12 protein-coding genes and 1 pseudogene are annotated in these 15,424 nt (G+C 41.6%); 5 read left to right on the top strand and 8 right to left on the bottom strand.

Annotated features, from left to right (window positions below):
- Positions 1-413 precede the first annotated feature (413 nt).
- Complete coding sequence (gene bfmR, locus FTU58_RS09840) at positions 414-1,130, top strand: response regulator transcription factor BfmR (protein ID WP_096902057.1); 717 nt, start codon at positions 414-416, stop codon at positions 1,128-1,130.
- A 62-nt stretch (positions 1,131-1,192) separates the two neighbouring features.
- Positions 1,193-2,860 carry a sensor histidine kinase BfmS gene (bfmS, locus tag FTU58_RS09835; RefSeq protein WP_131260700.1) on the top strand — a complete coding sequence of 556 codons (1,668 nt, stop codon included), beginning with the start codon at positions 1,193-1,195 and terminating at the stop codon, positions 2,858-2,860.
- 108 nt (positions 2,861-2,968) lie between these two features.
- Here the strand turns inward: bfmS and putP are convergent, their stop codons facing one another.
- From putP to FTU58_RS09810, 5 genes are all read right to left on the bottom strand, one after another.
- Entirely contained in the window at positions 2,969-4,459 is a 1,491-nt protein-coding gene (gene putP / locus FTU58_RS09830; protein ID WP_178319242.1) for a sodium/proline symporter PutP, read from the bottom strand.
- Positions 4,460-4,680: 221 nt separating this feature from the next.
- Positions 4,681-5,538, bottom strand: coding sequence for an SPFH domain-containing protein (locus tag FTU58_RS09825; protein ID WP_004972306.1), 858 nt, complete (start codon positions 5,536-5,538; stop codon positions 4,681-4,683).
- Between the two features lies 1 nt (position 5,539).
- Positions 5,540-6,025, bottom strand: a complete 486-nt coding sequence (locus FTU58_RS09820) for an NfeD family protein (RefSeq protein ID WP_096902094.1) — start codon at positions 6,023-6,025, stop codon at positions 5,540-5,542.
- Positions 6,026-6,155: 130 nt separating this feature from the next.
- Positions 6,156-7,073, bottom strand: coding sequence for a patatin-like phospholipase family protein (locus FTU58_RS09815; protein ID WP_096902052.1), 918 nt, complete (start codon positions 7,071-7,073; stop codon positions 6,156-6,158).
- Positions 7,074-7,135: 62 nt separating this feature from the next.
- The gene (locus tag FTU58_RS09810) at positions 7,136-7,789 is read right to left on the bottom strand and encodes a 1-acyl-sn-glycerol-3-phosphate acyltransferase (RefSeq protein WP_004972299.1); all 654 of its coding nucleotides are present in this window, start codon (positions 7,787-7,789) and stop codon (positions 7,136-7,138) included.
- A gap of 227 nt (positions 7,790-8,016) precedes the next feature.
- Here FTU58_RS09810 and FTU58_RS09805 point away from each other — a divergent pair, with 227 nt between their 5' ends.
- Positions 8,017-9,300, top strand: a complete 1,284-nt coding sequence (locus tag FTU58_RS09805) for an MFS transporter (RefSeq protein WP_179991154.1) — start codon at positions 8,017-8,019, stop codon at positions 9,298-9,300.
- Between the two features lie 272 nt (positions 9,301-9,572).
- Here the strand turns inward: FTU58_RS09805 and FTU58_RS09800 are convergent, their stop codons facing one another.
- Positions 9,573-10,250: a YetF domain-containing protein gene (locus FTU58_RS09800; RefSeq protein ID WP_180062394.1), complete on the bottom strand. Its 678-nt coding sequence runs from the start codon at positions 10,248-10,250 to the stop codon at positions 9,573-9,575.
- Positions 10,251-10,401: 151 nt separating this feature from the next.
- Between FTU58_RS09800 and FTU58_RS09795 the strand changes: the two are divergent.
- Positions 10,402-10,790, top strand: a pseudogene (locus FTU58_RS09795) (endonuclease domain-containing protein).
- 148 nt (positions 10,791-10,938) lie between these two features.
- Here the strand turns inward: FTU58_RS09795 and FTU58_RS09790 are convergent.
- On the bottom strand, positions 10,939-11,514 hold the full coding sequence (locus tag FTU58_RS09790; protein ID WP_136144609.1) for a hypothetical protein: 576 nt from the start codon (positions 11,512-11,514) through the stop codon (positions 10,939-10,941).
- A gap of 64 nt (positions 11,515-11,578) precedes the next feature.
- Positions 11,579-14,473 (bottom strand): valine--tRNA ligase, encoded by a 2,895-nt coding sequence (locus FTU58_RS09785; RefSeq protein WP_179996289.1) that lies wholly within the window; start codon positions 14,471-14,473, stop codon positions 11,579-11,581.
- A gap of 251 nt (positions 14,474-14,724) precedes the next feature.
- Between FTU58_RS09785 and FTU58_RS09780 the strand changes: the two genes are divergently transcribed.
- Positions 14,725-15,393, top strand: coding sequence for a hypothetical protein (locus tag FTU58_RS09780; protein ID WP_004972289.1), 669 nt, complete (start codon positions 14,725-14,727; stop codon positions 15,391-15,393).
- Positions 15,394-15,424 lie beyond the last annotated feature (31 nt).

Genomic DNA, 15,424 nt, shown 5'->3' with positions numbered 1-15,424 from the left:
CTATTTTAGGATTCAAATTTATCTCAAAAATACCGAATTTTGTCCTTTGGGCTATAAGCCTTATCAGACAAGGGCATAGCATAGCAAAGCTCGGAAAAACTGCTTATAGATAACCTTGTGGATAACTTTAAAAGTTGTGAGATAATTTTTCCAAAGGCGGCAAAGGCTTGATCTAGTGCAAAAAATACCCATTTTGTAACTTTATGTTTCTTAAATCTGTTTAAAAATCACCAAAACTAGAAAAGTGCTATAAATTCAATGCTTAATAAAAATATAACAAAATAATACGCAGATGTATCAGTTTGGTGAACAGTATCTTGTTTACAATGTAAACGTGTGTATATTGCAAATTATATCAAGACCTATCTCTCAGATTTTAAAAGGATAGGTCGAATCCAATAAAGGGACAGGTTATGAGTCAAGAAGAAAAGTTACCAAAAATTTTAATTGTTGAAGATGATGAACGCCTTGCACGACTTACGCAGGAATACTTAATTCGCAATGGTTTGGAAGTTGGGGTAGAACCAGATGGCAACCGTGCGATTCGCCGTATTATTGCCGAGCAACCTGATCTTGTGGTGCTCGATGTGATGTTACCAGGTGCCGATGGTTTAACCATTTGTCGTGAAGTTCGTCCACATTATCATCAACCAATTTTAATGCTGACTGCGCGTACTGAAGATATGGATCAGGTGCTAGGTCTGGAAATGGGTGCAGATGACTATGTTGCAAAACCTGTGCAGCCGCGTGTGTTGTTGGCGCGTATTCGTGCTTTATTGCGCCGTACCGACAAAGTGACTGAAGATGAAGTGGCACAGCGCATTGAATTTGATGATTTAGTGATTGATAACGGTGGTCGTTCTGTAACTTTAAATGGTGAATTGGTTGATTTCACCAGCGCAGAATATGACTTGTTATGGTTATTGGCTTCAAATGCAGGGCGTATTTTATCTCGTGAAGATATTTTTGAGCGTCTACGCGGCATTGAATATGATGGTCAAGACCGTTCAATTGACGTGCGTATTTCACGTATTCGTCCAAAAATTGGCGATGATCCTGAAAATCCAAAACGTATTAAAACTGTGCGCAGTAAAGGTTATTTGTTCGTTAAAGAAACCAACGGCATGTAATACGCTTTTTTCTGAGTCAAATACTGGCTCACATATAAAATAAGTCACATAGGACGGATTTTGTGCTTAAACACAGTATATTCTTGCGCATATATGCAGGATTGGTGATCTTAGTTGCAGTAGTTGCCATTTTGGCGTACTTATTGGTGCAAATCATCAACTATCAGCGTGCGCAAGAATATCGTGAGTCTTTAACTGATGGTATGGCTTATATTATTAGTGAAGGGATTGCACGACAGCAAAACGAACAGCAAAAGAAAGACTGGATTTCTGATGCATCCGATTTGCTGGAATTGCCCATCTACTATGTGCAGGCAGACAAAGTAGATTTGTCGCGCGCAGAGCTTAGACGGATTAAAGAACGTAAAGCGGCTGTGCGCTATAATGCCGAAAATATGATTGCCTATATTATTTTGGGTATGAAAGATGATCCAAATCATTATTTATATATCAAGGCAGATAAAATTACAGAACGGCAAATGAAAGCTTTGCCGATTTTTGTTTTAGATTATTTGGTGTATTACCCGGGTCAGGAAAAAGAATATCTAGCCAAAATTCAGCAGCACTTTTCTTATCCGGTCAATATTAAAAATATTCAGGAACTGCCACTCGATTCTGAACAGATTGGGCGTTTAAGACTCGATCACAGCATTATTTTATATCGTGACAATGCCACCGTGCGTGGTACAACCATCTCGATTGTGTCACCGATGCCAAATTCACCCTCAGAAGTCTTGGTTTTAGGGCCTGTGCCGTTATTTAACTGGATGCCATTCCAGTTGGCAGCAGGCATTACCTTGCTCAGTATGTTTATGTTGAGCTTGGGGGTTTATGGTTTGATCTTGCCAATGCAACGTAAGATCCGCCAAGTGAACTATGCCTTAAACCGCACCAAATCGGGTGATTTAAACATGCGTTTGCCTGTAGATGGCACAGATGAAATGGCAAGTTTGGCATCTAGCTATAACAGCATGTCTGACCATATTCAGCGTTTGATTGAAGCGCAGCGTGAACTGATGCGCGCTGTATCGCATGAGCTGCGCACGCCTGTGGCACGTATTCGTTTTGGTATGGAAATGCTGGCAGAAGAAGATGATTACGAATATCGCTTACAGCAAGTCGAAATGATTGATAAAGATATTGAGGCTTTAAACACCTTGATTGATGAGATCATGACCTATGCCAAACTTGAACAGGGCATGCCATCTTTAGAAATTGAAAAGATCGTTTTGGTTGAAGTGCTAGAGCAGGTGGCTACGGAAACAGAAGCATTGAAAACCCAAAAAGATATTCAATTGCTTGCCCCACCTGTGACTTTGGAAGTGGAAGCTGAACGCCGTTACTTGCACCGTGTGGTACAGAACTTGGTGGGCAATGCAGTCCGTTACTGTGACCATAAAGTTTTGATCAGTGGCGGCATTAACGAGCAAGGCATGGCCTATGTTTGTGTGGAAGATGATGGGCCGGGGATTCCCGAACAAGACCGAGAACGTGTATTTGAAGCCTTTGCTCGTTTAGATGACAGCCGCACCCGTGCTTCAGGTGGTTATGGTTTAGGTTTGTCTATTGTAAGCCGCATTGCTTATTGGTTTGGTGGCAAAATTGAAGTCGATCAGAGTCCGAACTTGGGTGGTGCACGTTTTATGATGGTTTGGCCTGCCAAACGGTTTAGTAAGGCAAGAAAAAAAGCCGCAGCAGAGAAAGAAAAAACCACCGATTCATTGACTTGAATTGAGTGCACCAAAACTAATTTTAGACATAAAAAAACCAGTGCAATTCAAGGCACTGGTTTTATTTACAGTCTCGCTTTTTTATCTCTATGCAGATCAATCTACAGCTTAGTGCGATTCTTTATATTGCTGATCGGCCTGTTCAAAACGGTCTGTCACTTCATGACTTGGCGCTTTACCCAATAAACTCACCACGACAATCGCAATCCAAGAACAGACAAAGCCCGGAATAATTTCATAAATACCCGTATCTGCCCAAAGGTTTTTCCAAAGAATGACCATAAGTGCGCCGACAACCATCCCCGCCAATGCACCGTTTAAAGTCATGCGTTTCCAGAATAAAGACAGAATAATCAGTGGGCCAAATGCTGCACCGAAGCCTGCCCAAGCATAAGAAACCAATCCCAAAACTTTGGATTCAGGATTACCCGCCATCCAAATAGCAAGCAGCGCAATCATGAGTACCATGCCGCGTCCGACCCACACCAATTCATTTTGTGAGGCATTTTTACGCAGGAACGATTTGTAAAAATCTTCGGTTAAAGTACTTGAACAGACCAAAAGTTGACAGCTTAGGGTACTCATCACAGCAGCTAAAATTGCAGCCAGTACCACACCTGCCACCCACGGATTAAACAGGATTTTGGTCAGTTCCATAAATACTGTTTCAGGGTTGGCATTGACCACACCTGCCAGTTCAGGATGTTGCTGGAAGTAGGCGATACCAAAAAAGCCCGCAGCCACCGCACCGCCTAAACATAGTGTCATCCATGTCATGCCAATACGACGTGCATTCGGAATAGACTTGACTGAATCAACCGCCATAAAACGCACTAAAATATGCGGCTGTCCAAAATAGCCTAAGCCCCATGCCATGAGGGAAATGATCGCGACCCAGCTTAAATCACTGACTAAATTCAGCGCCTGCGGACGAGCCGCTTCTAAAGCAAGTGTGACTTGGCTTAGGTCAGAAAAGCTGAGTAGGGTAATGATAGGGGTCAGCAAGAGCGCAAAAATCATCAAGCCAGCCTGAATGGTGTCCGTCCAGCTGACTGCCAAGAAACCACCAATAAACACATAGCTGATGGTGGCAATAGCACTAATCCACAATGCAGTGCTATAAGGCAGATCAAACATACTTTCAAATAAGCGCGCACCTGCAACCATGCCCGAAGCACAATAAATCGCAAAGAAAATTAGAATTACGCAGGCAGATACAATCCTTAAAATTTTTCTTTGATCATTAAAACGGTTAGAAAAATAATCAGGCAAAGTCAGTGCATTGTGCTGTACTTCGGTGTGTACTCGTAAACGACCTGCCACCAAAAGCCAGTTTAGCCATGCGCCAATAATCAGACCAACGGCAATCCACATTTCAGACAAACCTGAAAGATAAATGGCACCGGGTAAGCCCATCAGCAACCAGCCACTCATATCGGATGCGCCTGCAGAAAGTGCAGTGACAAAACTGCCAAGGCGACGACCACCTAAAATGTAGTCCGAGAAATTTCGAGTCGCGCGATAAGCTAATAAACCAATGACAATCATGGCGACAATATAAAACAGGAAAGTAATAATGGTGGGGTTGAGTGCGCTCATACAGTATCCATTTGGGTTTTGGACAGTCGATGAAAATACAGACTGCTGCTAGACGTGAGTCACTCAATTTTGTGAGTGCAGAGATCTCATCTGCGGTGCTGATTTCATCAAGAAACGCGAAATTTAACCATACATTAAAAAATATTTCAGATTTTTTTCTGAATGGGCATAAAATAGGCAGCTTGAAAGCTGCCTATCATCTTGATGTTTATCTGATTTGCTTATGGATTATTGCGACCCATAACACCACGAATGGTATTCAGGACATCTGCAGGTAAGACCACAGTTTTGGCATTGTTGGATTTCGCCATATCTTGCATGGCTTTTACATATTGCTCACCCAATAAGTACGCCACAGGAATTTCTTTATCACCTACCGCAGAGCTGACCATTTCAATGGCACGTTGAGAAGATTCTGCCAATACAACTTGCGCTTCTGCATCACGACGTGAAGCTTCCAAACGACCATCGGCTTCTAAAATAGCCGCTTGTTTTTCACCATCGGCTTTGGTTACGGTAGCACGACGCTGACGTTCTGCTGCAGCTTGTTCTTCCATAGCTGCCTGCATGGTATGCGATGGTTTAATATCCTGAATTTCTACAGTTTTAAGGGTAATTCCCCAGTCTGAAATATCATCAGAAATGGCTGCTTTGAGTTTGGCTTTGATGTGATCGCGCGAAGACAAGGCATCATCCAAATCCATTTCACCCACAATAGAACGCAATGAGGTTTGAACAAGGTTTTGAATCGCCCAAGTATAGTTTTCAATGCCATACACTGCTTTTTCAGGAGTCGTGAGATTAATGTACGCTACCGCATTCATGAGCAGAACTGCGTTGTCACGGGTAATAACTTCCTGAGATGGAATATCTAATACAATATCTTTGGTGGTGACTTTATAGGCCACTTCATCGACATAAGGAATGACGAAGTTAAGTCCCGGTGCAAGCGTGGTGTGGTATTTACCCAGACGTTGCACAATCCACTTATAACCTTGCGGAACAATTCGCACGCCTTTAAAAATGGTAATTCCAACAAAGGCTAAAATCGCTAAAACAATAATAGATCCACCAGACATTTTAATTTCTCACTTTTTCGTTGTCATGTGCGCTGTGATGCGGCTGCACCACCAAATCATTACCCAAAATATCAATCACGCGAATACGATCTCCCACTTGCACAGGGCTTGTGGTGCGGCAGTTCCATTCGTCTGAACCAAGTACGGGCATCGGGAAACGGACTTTAATTTGATCATGTTCTAAGTTGGTTTGAATGACCATGCCAATTTGTCCAATAGTGGCTTCGCGTGACAAGCCTGCTTTGGTTTTATCGGTAGATAAGGGTTTGATAAATTTAAACCACGCCAAGGTACACAGTACCGACAAGATAATCCACATCACCAATTGGGTAGTGGTACCCATCATGGGGAACATCCAGTATAAAATACCGACCATGACTGCCCCAATGCCAAACCATAAAGCGGCAAACGCAGGCAAGACCAGTTCTGAAAGCATTAACAGAACGCCTAGTACAAACCAGTGCCAAGGTTCAAGAACGAATTCCATACATCTACTCGCGTATTTTTTACGATTGGTTAATTCTAATTGCTTAGAGAAACGCATCGACTTAAAAAGATGCGCTCTCATCACTTTAACAGATCAATAAGTTTATGAATATTAAAAAAATCACTGAATCCTAAAATTTCGGACGCGGTGCAGGTTTCAGCGCGGCAGGTGATTTTTTAAAGTTATTGATGGCTTGCAGAATTGCTTTGACCTGTAATTGTGCGGCTTTTTCACCTTCTAAAATGGTTTGGTTACTGGCTTTTAAATCTAGAGTACCAATATGTCCAACTTTAGGTTGAATCACGATATTGGCCTGCGCCAATTCCTGATTGATGCTTTGCTGCCCCATAATATTGAGGGTTTGATCGAGTAAGCCCCACATGCTGACAGGTTGATTGCCTGTTGGACGTGCAGAAATATCCACTGCAATGACTAAGTCGGCACCCATCGCTTTAGCCGTCTGTACGGGAATTGGGCTGACCAAGCCGCCATCCACATATTGTGTTCCGCCAATGGTGGCAGGTACAAAAACATTCGGAATACTGCAAGAGGCACGTACGGCTTGACCAGCATTGCCTTTAATAAAGTCGGCTTTACGTCCATTATCTAAACGTGTGGCAACGGCAGCAAAACGAATTGGAAATTTCTCAATCGGTTTATTGGCTACGTGTTGATTGACAAAGTCTTGTAACTTTTGACCTGCAATAAAACCCTGACGGTTTAAGGTTAAATCACGAATGTCGGATTCTTTAAAGGTTAGGGCAATATGTTGGAGCTGATAAGGACTTTTACCACTGGCGTATAAACTGCCGACAAAGCTGCCTGCACTGGTGCCTGTGACAATTTTTGGTTTAATCCCGTGAGACTCTAAAACTTTAATGACGCCAATATGTGCAAAACCTTTAGCACCACCGCCACCCAGCGCCAGTGCAATTACAGGTTCACGTGCTTGGATAGGTGTGGTGCTTGGCGGTGTTTTTGTTGTTTTGTCGCAGCCAGCCAAAGTTAGAGCTAGTACGCCCACTAAAGAATAACGAATCAGTTGCATATCAAATCTAAATTTAGATCAAAGAATATTGCGCCCATCTGAACAAAAAATAGAAACTTTGACTAGCCCTTTTTCAAAAGCTTTTGTAACGGTTTTGCCAACCAATGTGGATTTTTAGCCGAAAACTTGCCGTGATATTGCGTATAAATTGCATCTAAATCTTGAGCATAATCGCCCGTAGGATGAAACACGCCCAAAATATGAATGGTTTTGTGTGCATAATCAAAAGAGAACATCACAATTGGGATATTGGCGCCGTAGGCAATATGGTAAAAGCCACTGCGGATATTTTCGGCTTGTTTACGTGTGCCTTCGGGCGCCATACCAATCCAGATTTTTTCTTTTTTTCGTACAATCTCAATAATATCTTGGGTATGTCCTTGAGGAGAATGGCGCACCACAGGAATTACCCCAATCCAGTTTAAAAGTGGCTTGAGTGGGGTTTCAAATAAAGTGTGCTTACCAAAAATAGTAATTTGAATACCTAAACCGAGTAGGGCGGTAAAACCATGCCACGCATCAATATTTGACGTATGCGGAGAAATAATCGCGACTGCTTTGGGCAAGTTGGGAAATTCGCCCACCATTTGCCAGCCTTGCGCCAAAAAAATATTTTTAAATAAAGCACGACTGCTGGCTGTTCCACGTTGTGGAACTTGGTCGGGTAACTGTGGAAATTGCCGTGCACTGCGTGCAAAAGGATTGGTGATTTTCATGAATGCGATGTCATCCTGACGTGCGTGATTAACAACAATAAATACCCAATATCATGACGCATGAATCTAAATCTATTCAAGATATTAGACTTTCGCTTTGTCTGATTCATTGGCAAAATAGTCGAAATCTGAATGTGAAAGTGATGAAAAATAACAATCCATTATTCAAAATTTTAGTGTAGTACTGCGTTTTTTTGATCTTTTGCCCATATCTAAATTGAGATGCTATGCCCAATTTGCGCCAAACTTATTTGTTGTTATTTTCTCTGTATTGGGCGCAGGGCTTGCCTGTTGGTTTTATGACCCATGCCTTGCCTGTGATTTTACGTGCGCAAGGTGTGTCTTTGGCACATATTGGCGGTTTCGGTTTGTTAATGCTGCCATGGTCAATCAAAGTGTTTTGGGCACCTTTGGTGGATCGCTTTGGACATTCATATTTTGGGCATTATCGTAGCTGGATTTTGCCGTGCCAGTGGCTGAGTGTTTTGGTGCTGATTGGGCTGTCCTTTTTACCGATTGAGTCCTTAAATCATCCTATATATTTGTGGGTGTTTTTTGTGGCTTTGCTCGGTATGAACTTGGTCGGTGCAACCCAAGATATTGCCACCGATGGTTTGGCGGTCAATATTTTACAAGCCAAACAGCAACATTGGGGTAATACCTTTCAGGTGGTTGGTTCACGACTGGGCTTTATTGTGGGTGGTGGTGCAATTCTGTGGGCATTGGATTGGCTAGATTGGCAAAAAACTTTCTTAATTTTAGCGGGATTGGTGTTTTTAAATACCTTGCCAATTTTAATGTTTAAAGAGCCACAACATGCTGCTAAACAAGTGCTTGTTCAAGCTCAAAGTAAAATGTCATTTCACGCACGTCTTGCTGCGATTCGTGAATATCTGCGCTATTTTGTGGAAACGCCTGTACTGTACGCATGGCTATGGGTGTTACTCAGCTTTAAAATTGCCGATGGTTTGGCTGGCCCTTTATTAAAACCTTTAATGGTAGATTTAGGCTTAAGCTTTTCTCAAATTGGCATTTATGTGACCATGTTGGGAGCAATGGCCGCTTTGTTGGGTGCAGGCATCGCAGGGTTGATGCTGAAATGGTGGTCTAGAGCGCATGCCCTCATCATTTTTTCTGTGCTTAAAATTTTGAGTTTAGTGGCCTATGCTTATTTGGCTGAATTGTATGAACAGCAAGTTGATGTTGCACACTGGCTGATTTATAGCATTAATGCTGCAGAAGATTTGTGCTCTGCCATGTTACTTGTGGTGATGCTGACCTTGATTATGCAGTACAGCCGTAAACAATACGCAGGGACCGACTTTACATTTCAGGTTGCGATTATGGCGACTGTGAGCGGGGTACTCTATACCCTGAGTGGAATGTTGGGCGATGCTTTAGGCTATGCGAATTACTTGCTGTTGATTTGTGTTGTTGCGATTTTATGCCTTGTCACGATCTGGAAATGGGCAAAGCTTGCGAAAAGCGCTCACTCATCCACGCTCGAATAAGAAGATAGATCATCAAGACAGAATGACAGGCTTAAACCACTTTAAAAAATTCATTGAGTGGAAAAAATAAAAGCGACCTTTAAAGAGTCGCTGGAGTATAAAAGGTATCCACATTGAAGTAGATACCGATCTCGTTTTTGTGATTTTCAAAAATTATTATTTGCGCTTTCAGTGCTTCACTTCGGCAGCGCAGGCAGTATAACTTTAAATTATGACAATCCTGCGACAGTTTAAGTCGCATAGAGATGTGTTGCAGGTAAAATCAGCATATTCTAGCTGCGGTATGGGGTATTGATTGCCTGTGTCCATTGTTGGTGATTACAACGCGGACAGATTTCATTAGCGTGTTCAAGTAAACGGACATGCCCGCAATACATGCAGGCATAATAAGTGTGTGGTGCTATGCGGTACACGGGTTGGCAAGCTTTAGGAAATAAGGGTAAACCATAGCGTGTGGCATCACCATGAAAAAATAATATGCTGAATTTGCCATCACTTTCCAGTAAGCCAACACGTACTTGTCCCAAATGCTCCACACCTTGTTGGCGCATTTCGGCAAAGAATTCATCATGCGACATTTTGCCGTATTTAATTTTTTCTATGACCAGTTCGCCATTTTCTACAATATACAGTGATTTACCTTCAATCAAATCTTCAAAGGGTTGGTATTTCATCATGAGCCATGTGGTCAGGCGATACATTCCAATCACTACTGTCATCACCACCAAGGCGTGTACCAAAGGTAAATCTTCAGTGAACATGGGGTCGCCTGCAATAGAACCGAGCGATAAAATAATGGCCAATTCAAAAATGGAAAGCTGGCGTACTCCGCGTTTCCCTGTAAGGCGCAAAAATATAATAATCATGCTAAACATGAGTGCTGCCCGAATCATTAATTCGGCAACAAATGCCCATGTAGTATCGTGAATAAAGATGGTAAACCAATCCATAGATTGTCTATTTTGTTATTTTGATGCTTGATACTATGATTAAATTGAGTGGGTGAAATAGTGGTTTTGAGTAAAGAACTGCAATTACTTGAGTGGTTTAGGAAAACAAAAAAACTGTTATATTGTCTAAAAACTATAAATACAAAAAATAATGAATCAGAAGATGAATTCACAACTATTACAATTTGCCAAATCTATGCGTCATGCTGCTACGGATGCTGAAAATTTGCTGTGGCAACTACTTAGTGCAAACGCTTTATGGTGCTCAAATTTAGACGTCCGTAGATGATTGAACCGTATATTGTAGATTTTTACTGTCATGAGATTGGCTTGGTCATTGAGTTGAATGGCGGTCAGCACAATACGGAAAATGGTCAGGCTTATGATGTCGAGCGCACTCAGTTTTTAGAGACTTTGGGCTTAACTGTCGTGCAGTATTGGAATTCTGATGTGTTGGGAAGGGTGGATGTGGTGTTGGAGGATTTGTGGCAGGTGTGTTCTGAATTGAAAAATACCTCTTTTATTAAAGAGGTATTTTGAAAATTATCGACGATTGCTTGATTCAAAATCTACACGGGGATCAGCACTTTCCGTAGTTACTCTGTAATTTGACGGTAAATTAACAGAATCTTTAACCCATGTAGGTCTAGGACGGCTAGAAGCTGTTAGGGTTGTTAAAGTATTTTGATTATTTCTTGATGTAGAGTTTTGAGAGTTCTGTGTATGTCTGGACATTGCATTCTCCCGTTAACCATAAAATTAATAGATATAGACATAATATGCTAAAAATAGCTGCTGCACAATTAATCTCTGAATAAGCTTTTTCTAAAGCAATAACTTTGTCTTCAAGCATTTGGGCATTTCGAGAAATTAAATCCTGATAAATTTCTCCCATATACCACAGGCATGTTCTTTCGTCATTATCCATAAAAGTGTTAATTAAATTGGTGTCATCCAACGGAACTTTTTCTAGTGCAGAAAGACTAAGTACTTTTGCAATTTTATACCAACAGCTTAGAATTGCTATAAACAAGATTACACATAAAATATATAAAATCCATTTAGTTAATGAAGTGCAAGCATAAGCAGTAAAAGTTTCTAACTTGGTTAGTGCTGCTGAGTAGGCAACTATCACAATACCAACCATTGTTGAATATTTAATTGCTTTATCATCCAGTGATTTACTTCTATCGATCTCTAGTTGATATTCATGCTTGGAAACTTCAAATAGAATTTTATATTTATTGATGTCATCTTGGCTCATATTGAAAAACAAAGGGCTGAATAATCAGCCCTTTATACACAAATTAGATCAAGCTAACAACACATTAAAGCGCTGCAATCTGCTCCATATTCGCTTTAATTTTCGCTAACTGATCTGCAAATTCAGCAAGTTTCACTTTCTCGCCTTCAACCACAGCCGCAGGGGCTTTCGCCACAAAACCTTCATTTGCAAGTTTAGTTGCAATTTGGTCATGCTGCTTTTGAACCTTGTCTAAGTCTTTTTGTAGACGACCCAATTCTGCTTTCGGGTCAATCAAACCCTTCATTGGAACGAATACAGACACGTGACCGACTACAGAAGAAGAAGACAATGGTGGTTGTTCACCATCTGCCAAGAAGGTAATGCTTTCAACTTTCGCCAATGCTTTAAACAACGGTTCAATACGAGAAATTTGTGCTTTTTCTGCTTCAGTCGTGTTCTGTAAAAGTACAGGCAATAAACGTGCATTACCTAGACCCATTTCACCACGAATGTTACGCACCGCACCAATCAAACCTTGTAGCCATTGCATATCTGCTTCGGCTTGTTCGTTGATTTTGGCTTCATCTGCAACAGGGTAGTTTGCCAACATAATGGTTTCGCCACCCAAGCCAATCATTGGCGCAAGGGTTTGCCAAATTTCTTCAGTTAAGTACGGCATGATTGGATGAGCAAGACGTAAAGAAGCTTCCATCACCGCAAGCAATACACGACGAACTTCGGCTTTGCGTTCTTCAGAAACAGACTCATCATTCAGAACAGGTTTGGTTAGCTCTACATACCAGTCGCAGTATTCATTCCAAATAAAGTCATAAATCGCTTGCGCAGCCAAGTCTAAACGGTAAGTTGCAAACGCTTGATGAACAGCTTGCTCTGCCTTTTGTAAACGGCTCACAATCCACTGTTCAGGCAATTCCCAAAGGTCTTGACGTGCCTCTTGACCAACCGTTTGACCTTCAACATTCATCAATACAAAACGGGTAGCATTCCAAATTTTGTTGGCAAAGTTACGATAACCTTCCACACGTTTCATATCAAACTTGATGTCACGACCTGTATTTGCCAATGCGCAGAAGGTAAAACGAACCGCGTCTGTGCCATAAGCCTGAATCCCTTCTGGGAATTCTTTGCGGGTCGATTTTTCAATTTTCGCTGCTTGTTTCGGGTTCATCAAACCCGTCGTACGTTTCTGTACTAAAGTTTCAAGATCTACACCGTCAATCAAGTCTAATGGGTCAAGCACGTTGCCCTTAGACTTCGACATTTTTTGACCTTCGCTGTCACGTACCAAACCGTGAACGTAAACTGTTTTGAACGGTACTTGTGGCGTGCCATCTTCATTCTTCATGAAGTGCATGGTCATCATGATCATACGCGCCACCCAGAAGAAGATGATGTCAAAACCTGTCACCAATACATCAGTGGAGTGGAAGGTATTTAAGAAGTAGTTTTCTGCATCTTTCTTGGCATCACCCGTCCAACCTAAGGTCGAGAATGTCCAAAGTGCAGAGGAGAACCATGTATCCAGTACGTCTTCGTCTTGGTTTAATTGAACATCGGCAGGGATATTATTTTTCGTACGAACTTCTTCTTCGTTACGACCTACATAAACATTGCCTTCAGCATCGTACCAAGCAGGAATACGGTGACCCCACCACAATTGACGCGAGATACACCAGTCTTGAATGTTGTTCATCCACGCCATATACATATTGCTGTATTGCTCAGGCACGAACTTGATGCGACCATCTTGCACCGCTTCAATTGCAGGTTGCGCTAACGGTGCAATTTTCACATACCATTGGTCAGTCAATAATGGCTCAACAATTACGCCCGAACGGTCACCGCGAGGTGGTTTCAAGGTGTACGGTTGGATTTGATCTAACCAACCTTCGCTTTCCGCTTGTTCAACTAATTTTTTACGTGCTTCAAAACGCTCTAAACCAATGTAGTCTGCAGGTGCAGGAATGGTTTTAGAAATTTGTTCGCCTGCTTTCGCAATATATTCAAACTCAGCCAATACTTCAGCATTTTTGTTGAAGATATTGATGATTGGCAATTCGCAGCGTTTACCCACTTCATAGTCATTGAAGTCGTGTGCAGGGGTAATTTTTACACAACCTGTACCGAATTCTTTATCGACATACTCATCTTTTACGATTGGAACGGCACGACCTGTAATTGGGAGGATGATGTTTTGACCAACAAGGTGCGAGTAACGCTCATCATCAAGGGCAACCGCAACCGCAGTATCACCCAGCAATGTTTCAGGACGAGTGGTTGCCACTACAATGTGATCTTTACCATCGTGAGTGCGTAGTGATTTATCTTCAAAGAAATATTTGAAGTGCCACAATGAACCTTGTTCTTCTTTATCCGACTCAACTTCTAAGTCAGAAAGGGCAGTTTGTAATTTTGGATCCCAGTTTACAAGGCGTTTGCCGCGGTAAATTAAACCTTCTTCGTGTAATTTCACGAAAACTTCTTTCACCGCATTCGATAAGCCTTCGTCCATAGTGAAGCGTTCACGTGACCAATCTACCGAAGAACCTAAACGGCGGATTTGACGGGTAATGTTACCGCCAGATTGTTCTTTCCATTCCCAGACTTTTTCGATGAATTTTTCACGACCTAAGTCATGGCGGCTGATATTTTGCGCGCCCAATTGACGCTCTACTACCATTTGTGTGGCAATACCCGCGTGGTCTGTACCCGGTTGCCATAAGGTATTTTTACCCGACATACGGTTAAAGCGCGTGAGGGCATCCATAATGGCGTTGTTAAAACCATGACCCATGTGCAAGCTACCTGTGACGTTTGGCGGCGGAATCATGATACAGAATGATTCGCCTTTTTCAGACGGCTTAAAGTAGCCGTTTTCTTCCCAAGTCTTGTACCATTTTTTCTCGATCTCGGTAGGATCGTAGGTTGTAGCAATATTTTGCGCTGAATCAGTCATAGTAAGAACAGGTTAAAAGTGAATAAAAAATTGCAACTATTGTAGCAAAAAAATTGCCCGCTAAGCGAGATTCAACTCAGCCAAACTTATCGCAATTGGCAGTTGGGCAAACTCATCGTATGATGGGCGACAAGTATGATAAAAACTTCAAGTTCTCCGTTGCCTGTAACACTGTTTTAAACTGGGTTTAAGCAATGGATTTTAAAATAGATGAAAACACATCAATGCGGTCAAAATAGGCAAGTTCAGTTATGACTTATGCTGTATCTTTAAAATTAAAACCAGAAACATATCAAAGATTTCAACACATTCATCAACAACTCAATGCAGGTGAATCGGAAAGTTTATCTAAAGCTTTGGGGGCGGTACTGACCGATATTTCTTGTGAAATTATTGAGCAACTTTTTGGTGAATTGTCACGTTCTAGTCATTCACTGGATGGTGAATCTGAAAAAATTATTCAGCAAGTCATACAAACCATGCAAAAATATATGCCATGGTCGGTGTCGTTTTTTGGCAATGAACGCTTAACGCCTATGGTGAATTATCTGGCAAGCATGATGTATCAGCAGGAAGGGCAAGGTTTTGTGACTTATCCTGTCGATAGTATTGTTATGAAAGAAACGTTGGGTTGTATTGAGCAAATTCGGCAGGGCAACAGTGCATGTATTGCGCCTGCATTTAAAGGGTTTACTCAAATTATTGATCAGGGCGTGGGTTATTTAATTCGTGATCCGAAAAAAATGCTGAAATTTAATTTGGTGGTCGATAAAACTTTAAACGGCGTGATTCATTTGACTACGCAACTGGGGTATAAACGCCTAGAAAAAATGGGTGCGCAATTCGATTTGGAAAGTGCAGAGATATATTTAAACCATTTTCTTGGGTTTTTGCAGCATCCTGCAAAACCTAAGACTTAAATTTTGATGACTTAAATTTTTAAATAACGCG

This window comes from Acinetobacter sp. YH12120, assembly GCF_013418795.1.
GTDB lineage: Bacteria > Pseudomonadota > Gammaproteobacteria > Pseudomonadales > Moraxellaceae > Acinetobacter > Acinetobacter towneri.
Note: the sequence above shows the minus strand (reverse complement) of the source record. Positions and strands in the feature narration are given on the sequence as shown.